The following is an 18,969-nucleotide window of genomic DNA, read 5'->3' as shown; positions in this document are numbered from 1 at the left end:
GCCTGGTCCCCGCCACGCGCGGGGCCAGGCGTTCCGGCGTCTCCGGGCCTTCGCGGCGCCCGCCCGGTCTACGACTCTCGCGCGAGTTCCAGCGCGGTCAGGTCGAGGGCGCTCAGCGTGAAGATGTTCGCGATCTGGTCGACGGGCATCCCCGCGTCGCCGAGCTGCGTCATCGTGACCGCCGCGCGCAGGAACACGCGGCCGATCACCACTTCGTCCACGTCGGGCATGTCCCTGCGGAAGAAGTCCGCGAGCTGCTGCCCCACCTCGCGGTCGGCGTGCACGCGTGGGTGGTTCAGCTCGGGGCTGGCGAGGATGTCGGCCAGGTCCCCGCGCTCGTCGTCGGTGAGCTTGCTCAAAGGTGGTCGCCTCCCGCAGCGATGTTCGTCATGTGGAGACTATGCGCTGGCGACCTTGAGGTGAACGCCCCCTGTCGGAGGCCGGGCGGAAACCCGGCCGCGCGGGCGTCAGGGGGAGACGGCTTCGACGAGCTTGCGGCGCTGCTGCACGCCGAGGCCGCCGATGCGCCGCTTCTCGTCCACGCCCGCGCGTTCCATGAGCGCCGCGGCCTTGGTCGGGCCGATTCCGGACAGCGCGCGCAGCGCCTGCGAAACCTTGATCTTCTTGGCGGTGTCGTCGTCGCGCTCGAAGAGCTGGGCGAGGGTGAGGTCTCCGTTCTTCAGGCGGGTGAGGAGCGCGGCGCGCGCCTGACGGGCCTCGGTGGCCTTGACGAGGGCGGCCTGACGCTGCTCGGGGGTGAGGACGGGGAGGGCCATAGGGGTCTCCTAGGTGGTTCGTGTCCTGGGCCGTCTGACCGGCCGTTGCTGTGGTCGGGGGTGTGTTACCCCCACATCGCGCGTTAATCATGGGTTCCCCTGGTGATCGCCCGATCGCGCTGGATTCGCACCCGCCCGCCATGTCGTACAAGTCGTGAAATTTGGGCCTTTAAACTTCGGACCGCTGGCCTGACTCTCGGTGAAGGCGCGCGATAAACCCTCCGATGCGCGCCTGAGGGAGGAACAGGTGAGACGACGTCTGTTCGTCGGGTTCGCGATCCTGGCACTGCTGCTGACCAGCGGCATCACCGGGGTCGGAGCCGCGGCGGAGCCGCCTGCCAACTACCAGTACCTGGTACAGGGGCCGAGCACGGCCCAGCAGCGGACCGCCATCGCCCAGACCGGCGCCGCCATCGACGAGGTGGCCGCGAACTCGGTCGTGGTCACCGCCACGGCGGCCGAGATCGGCGCGGTCGAAGGCCTGGGATTCACGGTGAAACGGCTCCCGCGGCCGTTGTCCCCGGTGCTGCCCCGCCCGCAGGACTTCCCGCCGGCCGACTCCGGGTACCACAACTACGCCGAGCTGACCGCGCTGGTGAACCAGGTGGTCGCGAGCTACCCGTCCATCGCCAGGAAGATCAGCATCGGCACGTCCTACGGCGGCCGCGACCTGATGGCGATCAAGATCAGCGACAACGTCGGCACCGACGAGAACGAGCCGGAGGTGCTGTTCACCGCCCACCAGCACGCCCGTGAGCACCTGACGGTCGAGATGGCGATCTACCTGCTCAACCTGTTCACGAGCAGCTACGGCACCGACAGCAGGATCACCAACCTCGTCAACACGCGCGAGATCTGGATCCTGCCCGACCTCAACCCCGACGGCGGCGAGTACGACATCGCCACCGGCTCCTACCGCTCCTGGCGCAAGAACCGGCAGCCGAACTCCGGCTCCTCCGCCGTCGGCACCGACCTGAACCGCAACTGGGCCTACCGCTGGGGCTGCTGCAACGGCTCCTCGCCCACGCCCTCCAGCGACACCTACCGCGGCACCGCCGCCGAGTCGGCCCCCGAGGTCAAGGCCGTCGCCGACTTCGTCCGCAGCCGGGTCGTCGGCGGCGTCCAGCAGATCAAGACGAACATCGACTGGCACACCTACTCCGAGCTGGTGCTGTGGCCGTACGGCTACACCTACGCCGACACGGCGGCCGGCCTGACGCAGGACGACCACGACGCGCTCGCCGCGCTCGGCCAGAACATGGCGAGCACCAACGGCTACACCCCGCAGCAGGCCAGCGACCTCTACATCACCGACGGTGACATCAACGACTGGCTGTGGGGCAACTACAAGATCTTCACCTACACCTTCGAGATGTACCCGAAGAGCTCCTCGCCGGGCTTCTACCCGCCCGACGAGCAGATCGTCCCGCAGACCACCCGCAACAAGGAGGCCGTCCTGCGCCTCCTGGAGTACTCCGACTGCCCCTACCGCATCATCGGCAAGCAGGCCCAGTACTGCTAGGACGTCGGCAGTAGGTGATCGGGTGGCTCTGGGACAGCCGCCACTCGTCACACAGATCTAGAACGCGCGCGGCCGCCGCCCAAAAGGCGGCGGCCGCACGCGCTGGTGCGCCGGAAGGCTCAGGAGAACGAGACGGACGACGGAACGAGTGAGGCGACCGCCAGGCTCCACGATGAACCCGACGTATCCGATCTGGTTTGCGGTTCCGAACGTTCAGCGAGCTGTCGCGGGTGGCTGCCTGGCGCTCACGGCTCGGAACCGCCGCTCTTGGTTCGGCGAGCCGGCGAGCGAATGCATCGAGCCACCGCCGTCTCGATGGGACTGCCTCCCTCGTTCAGTTCGAGGATCTGTCTGCTGATACGCGGTTCGTGAAGGATGAGCGTCAGGGCGGTCGCGACGTCGTGTCGGCTGATCTGCTCGTGGAGTTCGGCTGGGCCGATCGCGATGCGTCCGGTTCCGGGCTCATCGGTAAGGAGGGAAGGGCGGAGGATGAGCCAGTCCAGGTCGCTATGGGTGAGCGAGACTTCTGCTTCCTTCTTGGCCGCGAAGTAGTATTCCTCGTCCTCGGGGAGGTCGCGTTCACGCCATGCTTCCGGGAAGACGGACACGAGTGTGAAGCGGCGCACGCCGGCCAGGTGCGCCGCTTCAGCGGCCTTGGCGACTCCGTCCCGGTCGATCGCTTCCGTCACGTGTCGCGCGCCGCCGTTCGACCCGGCGGTGTAGACGATCACGTCGGCGCCTTCGGCGGCGGTGGCGAGTTCCTGCGGGGTCATGACGCTCACGTCGCCGAGAGAAGTCCGGATGCCGCTCGCGGCGAAGTCTGCTTCGTCGCGACTTCGTCGAACGAGTCCGCTGACCGTGTCGCCACGGTCGCGAAGCTTGCCGGCAAGGAGGCGGCCGATTCGTCCGGTGATGCCGATGATGAAGACGTCCATGGCTTTCCTACCTCTCGCGATCTAACGGGGCCTGTGGTCGCGGATGGTGCAAGGCTTCGCTGTGCGTGCGGACGCGGGCCGGCCGCCGAGGTGCGCGCGTGCAGGCTCACGACATCGAGCGGTGAGTACGCGGCGGCGGCACTCGACCAGGGCCTCGCGGCATCCTCTGCGCACTCACCTCACGTGTTCAGTTTCCAGCGACCGCGTTTATCACGATGTACGTCGAGTTGAACACGTGAGGTGATCGAGGGGTCGGATCACTTCCGCTCGGCTTCGGCGAGGATCTCGGCGAGGTCGTCGTAACCATAGAGAAGGGCGAGACCTCGGGGCGTGAGGCCCGCATGCGTCTTCAGGTCCAGGCGGGCTCCGGCGTCGATCAGTGCTCGCGCCGCGTCCACATGCCCGTGCCAGACCGCGTCGTGCAGTGCGGTCAAGCCGTTGTAGGGGCCCTGCGCGTCGATCTCAGCTGCCGGCGCTCCGGCACGCCCGGGCTTCTCCGTCAGCGCCCGTATGACATCGGCATGCCCGAAGTAGCTGGCGTCGTGCACTGGTGTGCCCCTCATCAGCCCGATCACCCGGCGAGGATCCGCACCCGCGTCGAGCAGCACGCGCACGATGTCGGTGTGCCTCTCGCGGCTGGCCATGCCGAGCGGAGTGTAGTCGTCGTCGAGGCTACCCACGATCGGCGTCCGCTCGTTGACCGGAGCTCCGGCAGCGATCAGCCGTTCGACCTCGCTGATGTCGCCGGCCTTGACGGCGGCTATCAGGGGCAGAGCGCGGATTTGCTCGGTATCGGTCTCGTTCCGCCTCTCGATCAGGCGCGCGATCGCGTCGAGATGGTCATCGTGCGCGAGGTCGAGGGCCGTTTGCTGCCAGTGGTTCGTGATCAGCGTCCTGGCCCCGCGTTCCAGGAGGAGTCGCACCACCTCTTCGTGCTTGTTCAGCACCGCATCCATGAGCGGCGTGTTCCCGAGAGTGGGGGACTGCTGATCGATGAAGGATCCGTGGTCGAGGAGCAGCCCGACGACGTCGGTGTTGCCCGATTGCACCGCCTTGTGAAGCGCCGTCGCTCCCATCCGCGGCTCGATCGCGTGCACCATCGCTCCAGCCGCCAGCAGAAGTTCCACCATCTGCGGTTGGCCGAGGCCGGAGGCGATCATCAGCGGAGGGAGACCTTCGGGCCCGGCGCGGTTCACATCCGCGCCCGCGCGGAGGGAATCGATGGCGGCCGGGAGGTCGGCGGACCGGATCGCGGTTTCAAGGTTCATGTCGGTTCTCCGTTCGATGGAAGTGGGCGCGGTGTGGCCGGACATCAGCCGTTGAGCCGGGCCGAGCCGGGCCCTTCCGGCAACTCGAGCCCGCCGAGAAACTTGATCAGCTCGGCGTTTACGCGGCCGGCCGCCTCGTGCTGTAGCCAGTGGCCCACGTTTTCCAGCCGGATCACGTCGACCAGGCCGGGGGCGAGGGGCAGAAGGTCCTCGCGCGTGGGGGATGTCGGATGGAACAACTGGCACAGGCCATCAGCGGCGCCCCAGATGTAGAGTGACGGCTGCTGGATCACCGCGCCCTTGAACGCCGGCATGAGATCGAACGTCACCTGCGCGCCACGGTAGTGATTGATCCCGCTATCAAACCCGGTCTTTTCGAACGAGCGGATCGTGTGGTCGACGTAATCCCGGTCAGCCCATTCTGGAACCGACACCGGAGCGGTTCGAAGCATGTGCCGGGCAGAATCAATAGGGTCCCACCTGGTCTCCGGCGACGGACTACCGGAAAGCCAGTACAGGATGCTGGGAATGGTCTTCTCAGCGGGCTCGAAATCTGTGCCTGCGCCGGGCTCCATCATGCCGAATGCGTAGTATCGCTCGCCCAGACCCTGCTGGCGAAGCCCGTCCCAAGTGCTGAGCTCACCGCGGGGCTGGAAAGGTATGCCCAGGCTGACAACCGCGCGGAAGCGGTCCGGCCGCATCACCATCGCACGCTGAGCATGGTCCGCGCCCCAGTCATGTCCGACGAGAACGGCGGAACCGATATCGAGGGCATCGAGCACCCCCACCAGATCGCCCACGATATGGAGGGCGCTATAGAGTTCTACTTCAGATGGGGCGTAACTCGCCCCGAAGCCGCGCATATCGAGCGCGACCGCCCGATAGCCCACCTCCGCGACGGCGCGCATTTGGCTGCGCCACGTTTCGGCGGTGTCGGGAAAGCCGTGAGCGAACAGGACAGCCGGCCCCTCGCCCTGCTCGATCACGTGGAATGACGCTCCGTTCGCCTCCACCTGTGCGCGGCGCAGCGGGAACGGGTCGCTCGGTGCCGAGGTGGCTGAGACGAGATTGTCATGCAACACACTTACTCCAATTCAGGATGGTTCATTGACATGCTTGAGCCGGGCGAGATGGGACTGTTCGATGACGATCTTGGTTGACATCGGCTCGCCGCGGTGGCGGGCATAGCGGCGCGATTTCTGCACCGTGGCCTGGAAACTGGCGTCGGGTCAGCACCGCCGCCGCCATTCTCTTGACGGACGAAAGGATTGCCGGCTAGAGACCGGCCACGAGGTGGCAGCCACCAAGTCAGCGACCGACGATGCCGGAACCGCCGACGAGTACCGTGGGATCCGGTCTTATGGCCGAACCTCCTCACCTCGGACCAAGCGGCCCCTAGCGGCAAGACCGCGCTAACCTACCTTTGGTAGGTAAGGCGCAACGCTAACCTACCTTTCGTAGGTTGGCAAGCGAGCGTGAGGTGATGAGTGACATGCGAAGTGGGGCCAGAGGGGCGGCTCCGCGTCGACTCTCCAAGGCGGAGCGACGGCGCCAACTGCTCGAAACGGCGCTTCTGATCGTCCGCGAGGAAGGTGTGGATCGGCTGAGCCTCGCGCGTCTGGCCGCGCGCGCAGGTGTCTCCAAGCCAGTCGCCTACGATCACTTCGGTACGCGGTCGGAGCTGTTGATCGAGCTCTACAGGTCGATCGACAGAGAACAGCAGAACACGCTGCGGAACGCGTTGACCCCCGGGGAACGGGGCCTCGATGAAACCGCCGAGATCCTCGCGGCCGCCTACGTTCGGTGCTCTGCCGACACGGGCGGTGAATGGCATGCCGTCGGTGCTGCGCTGGGGGGCAGTGCGGAGAAGGACGCCGTGTACCAGGAACTCCTCGAGGACTCCGTCCAGTTGTTCGCAACAGTTCTGGAGCCGCACAGCGCCTTGTCCTCGGCAGAGCTCCAACGACGCTGTGCCGGCTTGGTCGGCGCGGGTGAAGCCCTCTCGGGCCTGATGGTGCGCGGCGGCTGCAGCGAAGCGGAGGCCGCGGAGACGTTCACCTCCCTGATAAAAGGCGGATTGCGCGAACCTGCTCAATGAGCGGCTGTCGGCTTGATCAGCCAGGAGTTGTCGCCGCCCAGCTCCAAGACCGAGGGAGCAAGATAGACGATCAGGTGACCTGATCGTGGTGACGATCTTCCGCTGATGTGGTGGTGAAGTCGAATTCACCGGCCTTGACGCCGTCGATGAAGGCCGTCCACTCGGCCCGGTTGTACACGATCACTTGGCCGTTCGGGTGATGGCTGTGGCGGACGGCGACACGGCCGCTGCCATCGGCCAGCGGCCCGGCCTCGATACAGCTCCCGCCGCCGTTCTCGCTCTTGGTGCTGATGTGCCATGCAACCCGCGCAAGATCCTCTGACCTGGGCGCTCCGGGTGTGTTCACCTCGTTCACCGCAGCTCCTCTGCTATTGCGGAGATCAGCTCAGCCGACCGCTGCGGGTCGAGCGTGAGTCTGCGTAGCTCATCGAAAGAGCTGAACCTCCGGCTGGCCATCTCCTGATCGTTCTTACGCTCGTCGGCGCTGGAAGCACCCAGGTTCGTAACGCGGAGAGGCATCAGGTGGTGAAGTCGAATTCACCGGCCTTGACGCCGTCGATGAAGGCCGTCCACTCGGCCCGGTTGTACACGATCACTTGCCCGTTCGGGTGATGGCTGTGGCGGACGGCGACACGGCCGCTGCCATCGGCCAGCGGCCCGGCCTCGACGCAGCTCCCGCCGCCGTTGTCGCTCTTCGAGCTGATGTGCCATGCGATCGACGCCATTTCCTCGGTGCTGAGCGCACCTCGCGATTCCATCTGGCTCACGGCGACTCCTCTGCCATTACCGAGATGAGAGCGGCGGACTCCTCGGGGTTGAGAGCCAGCCCGCGCAAGTCATCGTACGTCCGCACGAAGCTCTGGCTGTCCGGGGATTCGACGTAGATGGCCCCTCTGGGAGTCTCCGCGTATCCCACCTCAGGGAATGGCTTCTCGATGGTGAAGATCCGGAAGGCCCCTGTGGGGCTGGCATGCGCTCCGGCTGTGAACGGCAAGACGCGTATCTCGATGTTCGGCCGGGCGGCGAGTCCCAAGACGTGGCGAAGCTGTGCCGCCATGCAGTCCGGACCGCCGACCTGGCGGCGGAGCACCGATTCATCAATGATCACGTAGAGCCAGGGCGGGTTTGTCCCCGCCAGGATCTGCTGGCGGTTCATGCGCAGTTCGACCCAGCGGTCGATCTGTTCCTCAGTGGCGCCCGGCTCGGCCGCCGTGATCGCCGCGCGGGCGTACTCCTCCGTATGGAACAGGCCGGGCAGCAACGTGTTGTCGAACGCACGGATCTCGCGAGCTCGCGCCTCCAGCCACACGTAATCGATGAACGACCCGGCGACATCGCCCGCGTACCCGTCCCACCAGCCCTTCTGCCATACCTCCTGGCTCAGCCGCATCAACGTCTCGCGACGCCGGCCGTCGGCCACACCATAAAGATCGAGAAGGGCCAGGAGATCGGGTCGCCTGATGGGATAACCGCCTGTTTCGAAGCGGCTCACCGTGGCCGGGTCGCGCTGCAGGTATTCGGCCGCGTCCTTGAGCAACAGCTCATTCGCTTCGCGCAGTTCACGAAGCTGCTGTCCCAGCCACTGAGCGCGCAACGTGATCCATTTCGGCGCGGCCATGTTCGTGTCCCTTCTCGGCGGGTGCAGGTCTGCGAGGGCACAGGTAGTTGGTGAGACAACTTGTGCATCGGTTCCCGTGCATGCGACTATACCGAACGTAGTTGACTGATCGCTGTGAGTGTTCGCGATCGGTTGTGTCGCCGGGCGATCCGGCTTCGTGTGTACAGAAACAGAGTCGGCCGAGGTGGCTTCCCTTGAGGTAGGTCCACCTTGGCCCCGACGGAAGGAGGCCTCACATGGGGCGATCTCCTGAGTTCGGCTACCCGACCATTCATCACGGCAGGGAGTCGCCCGACGCCGTCGATGACGTCGATGAGGCGAGAGCGTCCGGAGAGGTGGGTTCCGCGCCGCGAGCCGAGGACGTCCGCGTGCTCCTCGGAGGCTTGCCTCGCGTGTTCGCGCTGGTCAGGGACGAGGGGGAGGAGGAGATAGATCTCTGCGTCATAGCCGTGGGGATGGTCCTGCCCCAAGGGGGCGCGACGACCCTGTCGATCGGCGGACATGGCCTCGGCCGGTGGGAGAACGCTCATCGCGCCGCGACCCGGCTCGGATGCGAGTGCGTCTGGCTGGGGGAGGCCGGATAGGAAACGGCCGCCGCCTGGAGCACGCCGGTTCCTCGTGCCCGCCCGGTAGTCCGGCCGTGGCGGGCACACCGCTGAACGCGTCATCGGCCGGGCGTAGGCGCCGGAACCCGGCTCCTGCCGTGTGAAGTAAGCTTTCCTCTCCTGTAGGCATGAAAGGACCGCTCCCAAGTGCGGAGGCGCGGCTCCGGGCACGCCGGGCGAGATCCCGGGGGCGGAGCGGAGCGCCGGAGCGCGCACCCGGTGGACGGCGAGCATGCCGCCACAGTGGAACATCGTGATCATGGTGTGAAACCACCATGCGCGTCCGCCCCTACCGAGGAGCCCGATCATGACCCCCGACGCCACCGAAGACATCGAAGACACCACGGCCTTCGCTGACCTGGGGCTGCGGCCCGAGCTGCTGCGCGCGTTGCTGGACCTCGGGTACGAGGAGCCCACGCCCATCCAGCGCGAGGCGATCCCGCCGCTGCTCGACGGCCACGACCTGCTCGGCCAGGCCGCGACGGGCACCGGCAAGACGGCCGCCTTCGCCCTGCCGATCCTCCAGCGCATGACGCCGGGCGGCGAGGGTACGGCGCCCACCGCGCTGGTGCTGGTCCCGACGCGCGAGCTGGCCGTCCAGGTGTCGGAGGCCGTCCACCGCTACGGGCGCGACCTCGGCGCCCGCGTGCTGCCCATCTACGGCGGCCAGCCGATCGGGCGGCAGCTCAGGGAGCTCCAGCGCGGCGTGGACGTCGTCGTCGCCACCCCCGGGCGAGCGCTGGACCACATCGGCCGCAAGACGCTCCAGCTCGACGCGCTGCGCATGGTCGTCCTCGACGAGGCGGACGAGATGCTCGACATGGGGTTCGCCGACGACATCGAGGCCATCCTCCAGGAGACCCCCGGGGAGCGGCAGACCGTCCTGTTCTCCGCCACGATGCCCCCGCGCATCGACTCGATCGCCCGCGCCCACCTGAAGGACCCGGTGCGCATCCAGATCGAGCGCGAGTCCACCGCCCCCGGCGAGGCCCCGCGCGTGCGCCAGAGCGCTTACGTCGTGTCGCGGGCGCACAAGCCCGCCGCGCTCGGGCGGGTGCTGGACGTCGAGGCGCCCGAGGCCACCATCGTGTTCTGCCGCACCCGCGAAGAGGTCGACCAGCTCACCGAGACCATGAACGGCCGCGGCTACCGCGCCGAGGCGCTGCACGGCGGCATGGGCCAGGAGCAGCGCGACCGCGTGATGGCGCGGCTGCGCGCCGGCACCGCCGACCTGCTGGTGGCCACCGACGTCGCGGCGCGCGGCCTGGACATCGAGCAGCTCACCCACGTCGTCAACTACAACGTCCCCTCCGCGCCGGAGTCCTACGTCCACCGCATCGGCCGGGTCGGGCGGGCCGGTCGCGAGGGTGTGGCGATCACGCTGGCCGAGCCGCGCGAGCACCGCATGCTCAAGACGATCGAGCGGGTCACCAAGAGCCGCATCGTGGTCGAGAAGGTGCCGACGGTCGCCGACCTGCGCGCCCGGCGGCTGGAGCTGACCCGTTCGGCGCTGGAGGAGAGCATCCTGGAGGACGACCTGGAGCACTTCCGGGTCGTGGTCGACACCCTCGCCGACGAGTTCGACGTCATGGAGATCGCCATGGCGGCCGTGAAGCTGGCGCACGAGGCGAGCGGCGCCGCCGCCGACGAGGAGGAGATCCCGGAGGTCCCGCTGCGGCCCGAGCGCGAGGGCCGGGGCCGCCGCGAGCCCGGAGGGCGCGACGAACGGCGCGGGCGCGGGCCCACCAGCGGCATGACCCGCATCTTCGTCGGCGCGGGGCGCAGCGCGGGCGTCCGGCCCCAGGATCTGGTGGGCGCGATCGCCAACGAGTCGCGGCTGAGCGGTCGTGACATCGGCGCGATCGAGATCGCCGACCGGTTCTCTCTGGTGGAGGTCCCGCAGCAGGCGGCCGACGACGTCATCGCCTCCCTGCGGCAGAGCACGATCAAGGGCAGGAAGGTCACCGTCCGCCGGGAGCGGTTCCCGGCCCGCTGACCGCCCCGCCCGGCCGTGCCGGGTCGTGCCCGCTCGGCCGGGCCCGGCGGGCCGTCAGGCGAGGGCGTTGACGGTGGCGGCGAAGACGGCGGGCAGGCGGCGGGCCGCCGGGACGATCAGCCGGGCCGTGCCCGGGTGCCGCCGCGCCGCCAGCAGCCCCTCGGTGAGCAGCCGGTGGCGCAGGGACAGCCGCCGCCACGCCCGCTCGTACGCCTGGGGCCGCCCGCCGCGCAGGCACCCGACCAGGGCGCGCGCCGCCAGCAGGCCCAGGGAAACCCCCTCGCCGGTCAGCGCGTCCACGTACCCGGCGGCGTCGCCCACCAGCAGCACCCGCCCGGCCACCCGGGCGCGCACCCGCCGCCTCAGCGGGCCGGCCCCGCGCACGGGCGTCGCGGCCGGCCCCTCCAGGAGGGCCACGAGCCCGGGGAACTCCGCGAGGTGCTCGTCGTAGCGGCGCCGCTCGGAGCCGAGTACGGCCACACCGACCAGATCGTCGGCCACCGGGGTGACGTACGCCTCGCCGCGCGGCGCCCAGTGCACCTCGACGAAGTCGGTCCAGGGGGCGATGCGGAAGTGGCGGCGCTGCCCGTACCGGCGGGGGGCGCGGCTCGGCAGCTCCAGGCCGAGCAGGGCGCGCAGCGGCGAGTGCAGGCCGTCGGCGGCCACCAGCCAGCGGGCCCGCGTCCCGAAGGCCTCCACGTGGTCGTCGTACTGGCGCAGGGCCTCCACGCGGCCGTGGACGATCTTCACGCCGACCTCGGTGGCGCGCCCGGCCAGGGCGGCGTGCAGGGAGGTGCGGCGCACGCCGAGCCCGGGGCCGTGCCGGAACTCCGCGTGCACACGGTGGTGCGCGTCGGCGTAGCGGATGCCGCGCAGCGGCCGGCCCGGCGCCCGCACGCCGAGCGCGCTCAGGGCGGCGGCGCCGCTGGGCATGAGGCCCTCGCCGCACGCCTTGTCCACCGGCGTCGCGCGGGGCTCGACCACCACCGCCTCCATGCCGGCCAGCGCGGCGTTGATGGCGGTCGCCAGGCCCGCGGGCCCGCCCCCGGCGATGAGCACGTCGATCACGCGGCGACCTCGCCGGTCGCCGGCGTCCTGGTCAGCGAGGACAGGGCGGCCTCCTCGCAGCGGACGCGCACGACCATCAGCACCGCGTTGAGCGCCGTGAACACGAGCGCGGTGACCCACGCCCCGTGGACCAGCGGCAGCGCCGCGCCCTCCACGGCCACGGCGACGTAGTTGGGGTGGCGCAGCCACCGCAGGCGGTACGGCCCGCGCGTCACCAGCGGCAGGCCGGGCACGACGATGACCTCGGTGTTCCACTGCGGCCCGAGCGCGATGATGCACCACCAGCGCAGGGCCTGCGCGGCGGCGGCGAGCGCGAGCATGGGCAGGCCGAGGGCCGGGACGAACGGGCGGTCCGCCAGCCAGGTCTCCAGCAGGCACCCGGCGAGCAGGCCGGTGTGCAGGGCCACCATCCAGGGGTAGTGGCCGCGCCCGAACACCCGGCCGCCCCGGGCCAGGCTCCAGCGGGCGTTCCTGCGGGCCACGACGAGCTCGGCGAGGCGCTCGGCGCCGACGAGCAGCACCAGCAGCACGTACCACGGTGACATGTCGCCCAACGATAGGGGGACGGTGATCGCCGCGGCGGACGATGACGGCATCGCGTCCCTACCAGCGCAGCAGGACGAGCTCGGAGCAGAAGCCCGGCCCCATCGCCAGGAGCACGCCCGGCGTCCCGGCGGGGGGAGGCCGCAGCGCGAGGGTGTCGCGCAGCACGTGCAGCACCGAGGAGGACGAGAGGTTGCCGACGTCGGCCAGCGAGCGCCAGGTGAGGTCCAGCGCGCCCTCGGGCAGGTCCAGGCTTTCGGCGACGGCGTGCAGCACCTTCGGGCCGCCCGGATGGCACACCCACGCCGTCACGTCCGCCGGGGTGAGCCCGTGGTCGGCCAGCAGGCCCCGCACGTCGCCGGCCAGGTAGGTGCGCACCACGTCGGGGACGCTGGTGTCGAGCACCACGCGGAAGCCGGTGCCGGAGACGTCCCAGCCCATCACGGTCTCGGAGTCGGGGTACAGGTGGGCGCGGCTGCCGACGACCTCGGGGCCCGGTCCCTCGGCTCGGTCCGCGCCCACGGCGACCACGGCCGCCGCGCCGTCCCCGAACAGGCCGCTCGCCACGAGGTTCACCGGGGAGGCGTCGCCGCGCTGGAGGGTGAGGGAGCACAGCTCCACCGACAGCAGTACGGCCACGTGGCCGGGCCATCCGCGCAGGTAGTCGTGCAGGCGGGCGATCCCGGCCGCGCCGGCGACGCAGCCCAGGCCGAAGACGGGTACCCGCTTGACGTCGGGACGCAGCCCGAGCTTGCCCGCGAGCCGGGCGTCCACCGAGGGGGCGGCGATGCCGGTCACGGACGTGAACATGATCATGTCGACGTCGGCGGGGGTCAGTCCGGCGGCCTCCAGCGCGGCGCCCACGGCCTCCGCGCCGAGGTCCACGGCCGCCTCGACGAAGATGGTGTTGGCCGTCCCGAAGCCGTCGAGTTTCGCGTACTCCTCCAGGGGAAGCACCAGGTTGCGGTGGCCGACTCGGGCGGAGGTGTGCACCCGGTCCAGCAGCCGCCGGCTCGCCCCGGGGGGCAGGCATAGGCGCGCGAACGCGTCGGTGATCTCTGCTTGAGGGTAACGATGAGGGGGAAGTGCACCGCGGACAGCCGCAATTCGGGTCATAAGAAGTTCCCGCTTCGCCGACACTGGGAGACATCTCTGTCTTGCCCACCCGGCCCGCCCGCATACCTGAAGCGCCAGCTTGAGGATCTTTTGGTGATGTCTGCCGGGGATCTGCGGGTTCGCCCGGTTCGTCAGCCGGCCTGCGGGACGCGCACGCCCGCGAGTTGCGTCGCCTGCGCGACCAGGCGCCCCTTGGCGTCTGCGCGGAGGCCAGTGTGGCAGGCCGCTCTAGGCCCGCTCGCGCGCCTCCTGCCGCCGGACGGTTTCCGGGCCGGAGGGCGCCGGGCCGGCCGGGGCGCGGCGGCGCATCAGCGCGTGCACGAGGCATCCCGCCACCAGCCCCCAGAACGCCGATCCGACGCCGAGGAACGTCGCCCCCGAGAACGTCACCACGAAGGCCACCACGGCGCCCTCGCGCCCCTCCGAGGCGGCGGATGAGGCGGCGAACGCCCCGGTGAGGGCGCCGGCCAGCGCGCCCAGCAGGGCCAGCCCCGCCACGGCCTCGATCAGCAGCGGCGGCGACAGCAGGACCAGCGCCGTGGCCAGTCCCGACCCGAGCCCCAGCACGATCATCGAGGCGCCGGCCGTGACCGAGGCGATCCAGCGGCGCGAGGGGTCGGGTCCGGCATCCGGCCCGGCCGCCAGCGCGGCGGTGATCGCGGCCAGGTTCACCGCGTGCCCGCCGAGGAGCGCGGCGCCGGCCGAGGCGGTCCCGGTGGCCGTGAGGACGTCCCGCAGGGGCGTGCGGTAGCCGAACCCGGCCAGCACCGCCATGCCCGGCACGTTCTGCGAGGCCATCGTGACCAGGAACAGCGGCACCCCCACGCCGACGACGGCGGGCAGGCTCCACACGGGGGCGACGACCTCCACGACCGGCCACGGGTCGAGCCCGCGCAACCCGCTGGCGGGCGTCGTGACGGCGATGGCGACGGCCGCCGCCACCAGCGCGCCGGGCACGGCCCAGGTGCGGGCGAACCGGTACAGCAGCGCCCACACGAGGATCACCGGCCCCGCCATCGCGGGCACCTCCAGCATGGCGCGGACCGGGGCCAGGCAGAGCCCGCCGAGCACGCCCGCGAGCATGGCGGCGGCGATCGGCGCCGGGATCGCCGCGATCGCCCGGCCGAGGGCGGGGACGAGGCCCGAGGCCACGATCAGGGCCCCGCAGACGAGGAACGCCCCCACGGCGGCAGGGAACCCGCCGTCCAGGCCGGTCGTGGTCACCAGCAGCGCCGCGCCCGGGGTGGACCAGGCGATGGTGATCGGCACGCGCCGCCGCAGGCCGAGGACGATCGCCACCACCCCCACCGCGACGCACAGCGCCATCAGCCCCGAGGCCGCCTGCCGCTCGTCCGCGCCCGCGCCGCGAAGGCCCGTCAGCACGACGGTGAACGAACTGGCGAAGCCGACCAGGGCGGTGACCACCCCGGCGACGACGGGCTGGGCGGGGGAGGTGCGTTCCATGAACGGAACGCTAGCGACCGGGGCCCGCGCCCGGCAAGGTAGGGCACGATGACGGTATGGACGCCCCGGACCGCCGACCCGCCCTCGACGCCGCCCCCGTGGAGATGGGACGGCGGGTGCGCCGGCTGCGCGAGGAACGGGGCATCTCGCTGTCGGAGCTGGCCCGGCGGGCGAACGTCGGCAAGGCCACGCTGTCCGGGCTGGAGAACGGCACGCGCAACCCCACGCTGGAGACCCTGTGGGCCGTCACCGCCGAGCTCGGCGTGCCGATCGCGGCCATCTTCGGCCCGCCCGCCGGGCCGCTGGCCGTGCACGGGACCGCCGTCGAGGCCACGCTGCTGCAGGTCTTCCAGGAGGACCACGTGACCTTCGAGCTCTACCGCATCCACCTGCCCGCCGGAACGTCCCAGACCTCGCCCGCCCACCCCGCCGGGGTCACCGAGCACATGACCGTGTTCAGCGGCGTGCTCAGCGCCGGCCCCGCGACCTCCCCGGGCCGTGCCGGTCCGGGCGGGTACCTCACCTGGCGGGCCGACGTCCCGCACACCTACGCGGCGGTCGGGGCCGAGGACGTCCACGCCGGCCTGCTCATCCGCTACCCGTCCGCGCGGCGGGCAGGATGACGTCCGTGGAGCCCCCCGAGTCCTTACTGGCGGCGGCCGGCGAGCTGCTCGCCGTGCCGTCCACCGCCGACCGGCCCGCGGACCTGCGGCGCGCGCTCGACCTGGTGCTCGCCTACGTCGGCCCGGGGTTCACGGTCGAGCGGTTCTCCTCCGGCGGCAAGCTGAGCGCGCTGGTGTACCACGGCGGCGCGCGGCCCCGGTTCCGGGTCATCCTCAACGCCCACCTCGACGTCGTCCCCGCCGAGCCCCGCCAGTTCCGGCCGCGCCGCGACGGCTCCCGGCTGTACGCCCGGGGCGCCCAGGACATGAAGGTCTCGGCGCTGGTGCTGGCCACGGTGTTCCGCGAGCGCGCGCCGCTGCTGGCGTACCCGATCGCGCTGCAGCTCGTCACCGACGAGGAGGTCGGAGGCCGCGACGGCACGCTGCACCAGCTGGAGCGCGGGGTCGCCGGCGACTTCGCGCTGATCGGCGAGCAGAGCGGCCTGCGGATCGTCACCGACTCCAAGGGAATGGTCACCGCCGACCTGCGCGCCACCGGCCGGGCCGCGCACTCCGCCTATCCCTGGCTCGGCGACAGCGCCGTCCTGAAGCTGACGCGCACACTCGGCAACCTGCTGGCCCGCTACCCCGACGCCGCCGAGGAGGTCTGGCGCACGACCGTCAACGTCGCGCGCGTCACGACGCCGGATACGGCGCGCAACCAGGTGCCGGACCTGGCCGAGGCGTGGCTGGACATCCGCTATCCGCCGGAGGACGCCGACCTGAACGGCAGGACCGCCGGGCAGATCGCCGAGCACCTGCTGACCTTCTGCGAGCCCGGCGTCACGCCGGTCGTCGGCCACGTCGGCCCGCCCCACCACGCCCGCCGCGACAGCGTGGAGGTCCGCGCGCTCCAGGCCGCCGTACGCGAGCAGGGGTACCGCCCGGACTTCCTGCGCAAGCACGGCGCCGCCGACGGGCGGTTCTACTATGAGCGGGGCGTCGACGCCGTCATCTTCGGCGTCGGCGGGGACGGCCAGCACGGCCCGGACGAGTACGCCGACCTGACCACGGTGATGCCCTATCAGCGCGCCCTGGAGGACTTCCTGTCCCGGCTGGGACCGGCCGTGCCCGGTGGCTCGTAGTCGTTCCCGTCGCTAGTCGCGGCGCAGGCAGCGTTCCCCTTCGGCGATGGCGAAGCCCGCGATGATGGCGGCGAGCATGCAGCAGGGGAACAGCAGGGACCACATCTCGGTGAGCCCCGCGTAGATCGCCAGCGCGACGCAGAGCAGCACCGCGGCGCACGCGGCCCAGAGCCATGCGCGCGTCCGCCGGAAAGCCTCCATGTTGGACGCCGTACCCGCTCGAATGAGCATCTACCGCGTAAATTCATAACATCCAGCTGATCGGCGGCCGATCGCCGGATGAATCCGGTGTGCGGTGGGATCTGACGTAGTGCGGCCCGGGACCTTGGATAGTGCGCGACCTCCGCCGCGCTCCCATGGGCGCCGCGATCTCCCCAGGTTTAGCGTGATTCGAGGCTGAATGCCGTGTACGGGCGAGATGCGAACGGGGCGCACGTACCTGGTCGGCACCGCGCCGGACGCGGCCTCCTACCGCGAGCGAGACCCCCGCACACGAAGAGAGGCAGGAGAACGTGGCCGCCAGCAGACCCGCCCGCGTGGCGATCATCGAGCAGTTCCAGGCCGACGGCATCACTCATATTTTCGGAAACCCGGGAACGGTCGAGCAGGGGTTTCTCGACGAACTGCGCCGCTTTCCCGACATCCAGTACGTCCTCGCGCTGCACGAGGCCGCCGCCGTGGGCATCGCCGACGGGTGGGCCCGCTCGACCCGCAGGCCCGCGCTCGTCCAGCTCCACTACGGCGTCGGCCTCGGCAACGGCATCGGCATGCTGTACGAGGCGCTGCGCGGCCAGACCCCGATGGTCGTGATCGCGGGCGAGGCCGGAGTCGCCTACGACAGCATGGACGCCCAGGGATCGGCCGACCTGGTCGGCATGGCCAAGCTGGTCACCAAGTGGTCCACCCGCGTCGTCGACCCCAGGTCCTCGCTGCGCATGCTGCGCCGCGCGTTCAAGATCGCCGCCACGCCCCCGTACGGGCCGGTGCTCGTCGTCCTGCCCGCGGACGTGATGGACGCCGAGACCGACGAGGACGCCGTCCCCACCTCCGTCCTGGACGCCGCGAGCGCCCCGTCGCAGGACGCCGTCCAGGAGGCCGCGCGGCTGCTGTCCGGCGCCCGCCACCCGATCGTGATCGCCGGTGACGGCGTCCACTTCTCCGGCGCGCAGGACGCCCTGGCCCGGGTCGCCGAGACCCTGGGCGCCGAGGTGTGGGGCGCCGACTGGTCCGAGGTCAACCTGCCGGTGGACCATCCCCTGTACCGGGGCGAGCTCGGCCGCATGTTCGGCACCAACAGCCACCGGATCACCGCGGCGGCCGACGCCGTGCTCGTCTGCGGCACCTATGTCATGCCCGAGGTCTTCCCGGCGATGGACGGCGTGTTCGCGCCCGGGGCCAAGGTCGTGCACATCGACCTGGACGCCGACGCGATCGCCAAGAACTACCCCGTGGACCTCGGCCTGGTGGCCGACCCCCGGCGCGCCCTCGGCCTGCTCGCCGACGCCCTCGAGGTCGAGATGACCCCGCGGGACCGCGCCGCCGCCTCGGAGCGCCTGCGCGCCGGCGCGGCCCGCAAGGCCGAGACCCTCGCCGAGGCCCGCGCCCGCGACCTGGAGAACGCCGGCAGCCTGCCGCTGTCCACCGCCGTGTTCGCCCAGGAACTGGCCAAGCACCTGCCCGACGATGTGATGATCTTCGACGAGGCGCTGTCCCAGTCGCCCGCCATCTCGCGCTACCTGCGGGCGAACCGGCCCGGGCACTGGCACAAGAGCCGCGGCCGGACGCTCGGCGTGGGCGTCCCCGGCGCCGTCGGCATGAAGATCGCCAACCCGGACCGCACGGTGATCGGGTTCGCCGGGGACGGCGGCACCATGTACACCCTGCAGGCCCTGTGGACCGCGGCCCGCTACAACATCGCCGCCAAGTTCGTGATCTGCAACAACGGCCGCTACCGGACGCTGGACGACAATGTCGAGCACTACTGGGGCACGCAGGACATCGCCGAGCACCCGCTGCCCGAGATGTTCGACATCAGCTATCCCGCGATCGGCTTCACCCAGCTCGCCGCCTCCCTCGGCGTGCGCTCGGTCCGCATCGAGAAGCCGCAGCAGGTCCGCGACGCGGTCGCCCAGGCGCTCGACTACCCCGGGCCCTTCCTCATCGACCTCGCCATCAGCCGCGACTCCTGAGGGCGGCCCGCCGCTCCGAAACGA

The 18,969-nt window shown here is 70.7% G+C and carries 20 protein-coding genes; 7 read left to right on the top strand and 13 right to left on the bottom strand.

The genetic code is table 11. From position 1 onward, the window contains the following. Positions 1-68 precede the first annotated feature (68 nt). Together AB0H21_RS27135 and mihF are read right to left on the bottom strand one after the other, a co-directional pair. Positions 69-359: a hypothetical protein gene (locus tag AB0H21_RS27135; RefSeq protein ID WP_358521760.1), complete on the bottom strand. Its 291-nt coding sequence runs from the start codon at positions 357-359 to the stop codon at positions 69-71. A 108-nt stretch (positions 360-467) separates the two neighbouring features. Beyond that, on the bottom strand, positions 468-776 hold the full coding sequence (gene mihF / locus AB0H21_RS27130) for an integration host factor, actinobacterial type (RefSeq protein ID WP_358521758.1): 309 nt from the start codon (positions 774-776) through the stop codon (positions 468-470). Between the two features lie 247 nt (positions 777-1,023). Between mihF and AB0H21_RS27125 the strand changes: the two genes are divergently transcribed. After that, positions 1,024-2,298: a M14 family metallopeptidase gene (locus AB0H21_RS27125; protein WP_358521756.1), complete on the top strand. Its 1,275-nt coding sequence runs from the start codon at positions 1,024-1,026 to the stop codon at positions 2,296-2,298. A 245-nt stretch (positions 2,299-2,543) separates the two neighbouring features. Here AB0H21_RS27125 and AB0H21_RS27120 read toward each other — a convergent pair whose 3' ends face one another. From AB0H21_RS27120 to AB0H21_RS27110, 3 genes are all read right to left on the bottom strand, one after another. Then, entirely contained in the window at positions 2,544-3,233 is a 690-nt protein-coding gene (locus tag AB0H21_RS27120) for an NAD(P)H-binding protein (protein ID WP_358521753.1), read from the bottom strand. A 257-nt stretch (positions 3,234-3,490) separates the two neighbouring features. After that, positions 3,491-4,501, bottom strand: coding sequence for an ankyrin repeat domain-containing protein (locus AB0H21_RS27115; protein ID WP_358521750.1), 1,011 nt, complete (start codon positions 4,499-4,501; stop codon positions 3,491-3,493). A 44-nt stretch (positions 4,502-4,545) separates the two neighbouring features. After that, positions 4,546-5,583, bottom strand: a complete 1,038-nt coding sequence (locus AB0H21_RS27110; protein WP_358521747.1) for an alpha/beta hydrolase — start codon at positions 5,581-5,583, stop codon at positions 4,546-4,548. Between the two features lie 401 nt (positions 5,584-5,984). Between AB0H21_RS27110 and AB0H21_RS27105 the strand changes: the two genes are divergently transcribed. Beyond that, a complete protein-coding gene (locus AB0H21_RS27105; RefSeq protein ID WP_358521745.1) occupies positions 5,985-6,599 on the top strand; it encodes a TetR/AcrR family transcriptional regulator in 615 nt (204 codons plus the stop codon). A 70-nt stretch (positions 6,600-6,669) separates the two neighbouring features. Here the strand turns inward: AB0H21_RS27105 and AB0H21_RS27100 are convergent, their stop codons facing one another. The 3 genes from AB0H21_RS27100 to AB0H21_RS27090 form a co-directional block, all read right to left on the bottom strand. Next, the gene (locus AB0H21_RS27100) at positions 6,670-6,954 is read right to left on the bottom strand and encodes a DUF397 domain-containing protein (protein ID WP_358521742.1); all 285 of its coding nucleotides are present in this window, start codon (positions 6,952-6,954) and stop codon (positions 6,670-6,672) included. Between the two features lie 163 nt (positions 6,955-7,117). Beyond that, complete coding sequence (locus tag AB0H21_RS27095; protein WP_358522029.1) at positions 7,118-7,357, bottom strand: DUF397 domain-containing protein; 240 nt, start codon at positions 7,355-7,357, stop codon at positions 7,118-7,120. A 5-nt stretch (positions 7,358-7,362) separates the two neighbouring features. Continuing rightward, complete coding sequence (locus AB0H21_RS27090) at positions 7,363-8,217, bottom strand: helix-turn-helix transcriptional regulator (protein ID WP_358521740.1); 855 nt, start codon at positions 8,215-8,217, stop codon at positions 7,363-7,365. A 236-nt stretch (positions 8,218-8,453) separates the two neighbouring features. On the opposite strand from AB0H21_RS27090, the gene AB0H21_RS27085 reads away from it, so the two are divergent. Beyond that, positions 8,454-8,801, top strand: coding sequence for a hypothetical protein (locus tag AB0H21_RS27085; protein WP_358521738.1), 348 nt, complete (start codon positions 8,454-8,456; stop codon positions 8,799-8,801). Between the two features lie 328 nt (positions 8,802-9,129). Continuing rightward, the gene (locus tag AB0H21_RS27080; protein ID WP_358521736.1) at positions 9,130-10,818 is read left to right on the top strand and encodes a DEAD/DEAH box helicase; all 1,689 of its coding nucleotides are present in this window, start codon (positions 9,130-9,132) and stop codon (positions 10,816-10,818) included. Positions 10,819-10,872: 54 nt separating this feature from the next. Here AB0H21_RS27080 and AB0H21_RS27075 read toward each other — a convergent pair whose 3' ends face one another. The 4 genes from AB0H21_RS27075 to AB0H21_RS27060 form a co-directional block, all read right to left on the bottom strand. Then, on the bottom strand, positions 10,873-11,886 hold the full coding sequence (locus tag AB0H21_RS27075; RefSeq protein WP_358521733.1) for an NAD(P)/FAD-dependent oxidoreductase: 1,014 nt from the start codon (positions 11,884-11,886) through the stop codon (positions 10,873-10,875). Beyond that, entirely contained in the window at positions 11,883-12,431 is a 549-nt protein-coding gene (locus AB0H21_RS27070; protein ID WP_358521731.1) for an isoprenylcysteine carboxylmethyltransferase family protein, read from the bottom strand. The genes AB0H21_RS27075 and AB0H21_RS27070 overlap by 4 nt, the downstream gene beginning before the upstream one ends. Before the next feature lie 58 nt (positions 12,432-12,489). Then, positions 12,490-13,545, bottom strand: a complete 1,056-nt coding sequence (locus AB0H21_RS27065; protein ID WP_358521728.1) for a 3-oxoacyl-[acyl-carrier-protein] synthase III C-terminal domain-containing protein — start codon at positions 13,543-13,545, stop codon at positions 12,490-12,492. 228 nt (positions 13,546-13,773) lie between these two features. Further along, positions 13,774-15,009 carry a benzoate/H(+) symporter BenE family transporter gene (locus AB0H21_RS27060; protein WP_358521726.1) on the bottom strand — a complete coding sequence of 412 codons (1,236 nt, stop codon included), beginning with the start codon at positions 15,007-15,009 and terminating at the stop codon, positions 13,774-13,776. Between the two features lie 56 nt (positions 15,010-15,065). Here AB0H21_RS27060 and AB0H21_RS27055 point away from each other — a divergent pair, with 56 nt between their 5' ends. Together AB0H21_RS27055 and AB0H21_RS27050 are read left to right on the top strand one after the other, a co-directional pair. Further along, a complete protein-coding gene (locus tag AB0H21_RS27055) occupies positions 15,066-15,632 on the top strand; it encodes a helix-turn-helix domain-containing protein (protein WP_358521723.1) in 567 nt (188 codons plus the stop codon). A gap of 5 nt (positions 15,633-15,637) precedes the next feature. Next, positions 15,638-16,756, top strand: a complete 1,119-nt coding sequence (locus tag AB0H21_RS27050) for a M20/M25/M40 family metallo-hydrolase (RefSeq protein ID WP_358521721.1) — start codon at positions 15,638-15,640, stop codon at positions 16,754-16,756. Between the two features lie 12 nt (positions 16,757-16,768). On the opposite strand, the gene AB0H21_RS27045 is transcribed toward AB0H21_RS27050, so the two are convergent. Next, positions 16,769-16,957, bottom strand: coding sequence for a hypothetical protein (locus AB0H21_RS27045; RefSeq protein WP_358521718.1), 189 nt, complete (start codon positions 16,955-16,957; stop codon positions 16,769-16,771). A 311-nt stretch (positions 16,958-17,268) separates the two neighbouring features. On the opposite strand from AB0H21_RS27045, the gene AB0H21_RS27040 reads away from it, so the two are divergent. Beyond that, the gene (locus AB0H21_RS27040) at positions 17,269-18,945 is read left to right on the top strand and encodes a thiamine pyrophosphate-binding protein (RefSeq protein WP_358521715.1); all 1,677 of its coding nucleotides are present in this window, start codon (positions 17,269-17,271) and stop codon (positions 18,943-18,945) included. Positions 18,946-18,969: the final 24 nt, after the last annotated feature.

This window comes from Sphaerisporangium sp. NPDC051011 (genome assembly GCF_040653595.1).
Classification (GTDB): domain Bacteria; phylum Actinomycetota; class Actinomycetes; order Streptosporangiales; family Streptosporangiaceae; genus Sphaerisporangium.
The sequence above is the reverse complement of the archived record's forward strand: the minus strand, read 5'-3'. Positions and strand labels throughout refer to the sequence as shown.

Bases quoted from the DNA above. Each gene is read 5' to 3' on its own strand.
- mihF (WP_358521758.1), bottom strand. From the start codon at position 776: ATGGCCCTCCCCGTCCTCACCCCCGAGCAGCGTCAGGCCGCCCTCGTC.
- AB0H21_RS27120 (WP_358521753.1), bottom strand. From the start codon at position 3,233: ATGGACGTCTTCATCATCGGCATCACCGGACGAATCGGCCGCCTCCTT.
- AB0H21_RS27115 (WP_358521750.1), bottom strand. From the start codon at position 4,501: ATGAACCTTGAAACCGCGATCCGGTCCGCCGACCTCCCGGCCGCCATC.
- AB0H21_RS27105 (WP_358521745.1), top strand. From the start codon at position 5,985: ATGAGTGACATGCGAAGTGGGGCCAGAGGGGCGGCTCCGCGTCGACTC.
- AB0H21_RS27095 (WP_358522029.1), bottom strand. From the start codon at position 7,357: ATGGAATCGCGAGGTGCGCTCAGCACCGAGGAAATGGCGTCGATCGCA.
- AB0H21_RS27090 (WP_358521740.1), bottom strand. From the start codon at position 8,217: ATGGCCGCGCCGAAATGGATCACGTTGCGCGCTCAGTGGCTGGGACAG.
- AB0H21_RS27085 (WP_358521738.1), top strand. From the start codon at position 8,454: ATGGGGCGATCTCCTGAGTTCGGCTACCCGACCATTCATCACGGCAGG.
- AB0H21_RS27080 (WP_358521736.1), top strand. From the start codon at position 9,130: ATGACCCCCGACGCCACCGAAGACATCGAAGACACCACGGCCTTCGCT.
- AB0H21_RS27070 (WP_358521731.1), bottom strand. From the start codon at position 12,431: ATGTCACCGTGGTACGTGCTGCTGGTGCTGCTCGTCGGCGCCGAGCGC.
- AB0H21_RS27065 (WP_358521728.1), bottom strand. From the start codon at position 13,545: ATGACCCGAATTGCGGCTGTCCGCGGTGCACTTCCCCCTCATCGTTAC.
- AB0H21_RS27060 (WP_358521726.1), bottom strand. From the start codon at position 15,009: ATGGAACGCACCTCCCCCGCCCAGCCCGTCGTCGCCGGGGTGGTCACC.
- AB0H21_RS27055 (WP_358521723.1), top strand. From the start codon at position 15,066: ATGGACGCCCCGGACCGCCGACCCGCCCTCGACGCCGCCCCCGTGGAG.
- AB0H21_RS27045 (WP_358521718.1), bottom strand. From the start codon at position 16,957: ATGGAGGCTTTCCGGCGGACGCGCGCATGGCTCTGGGCCGCGTGCGCC.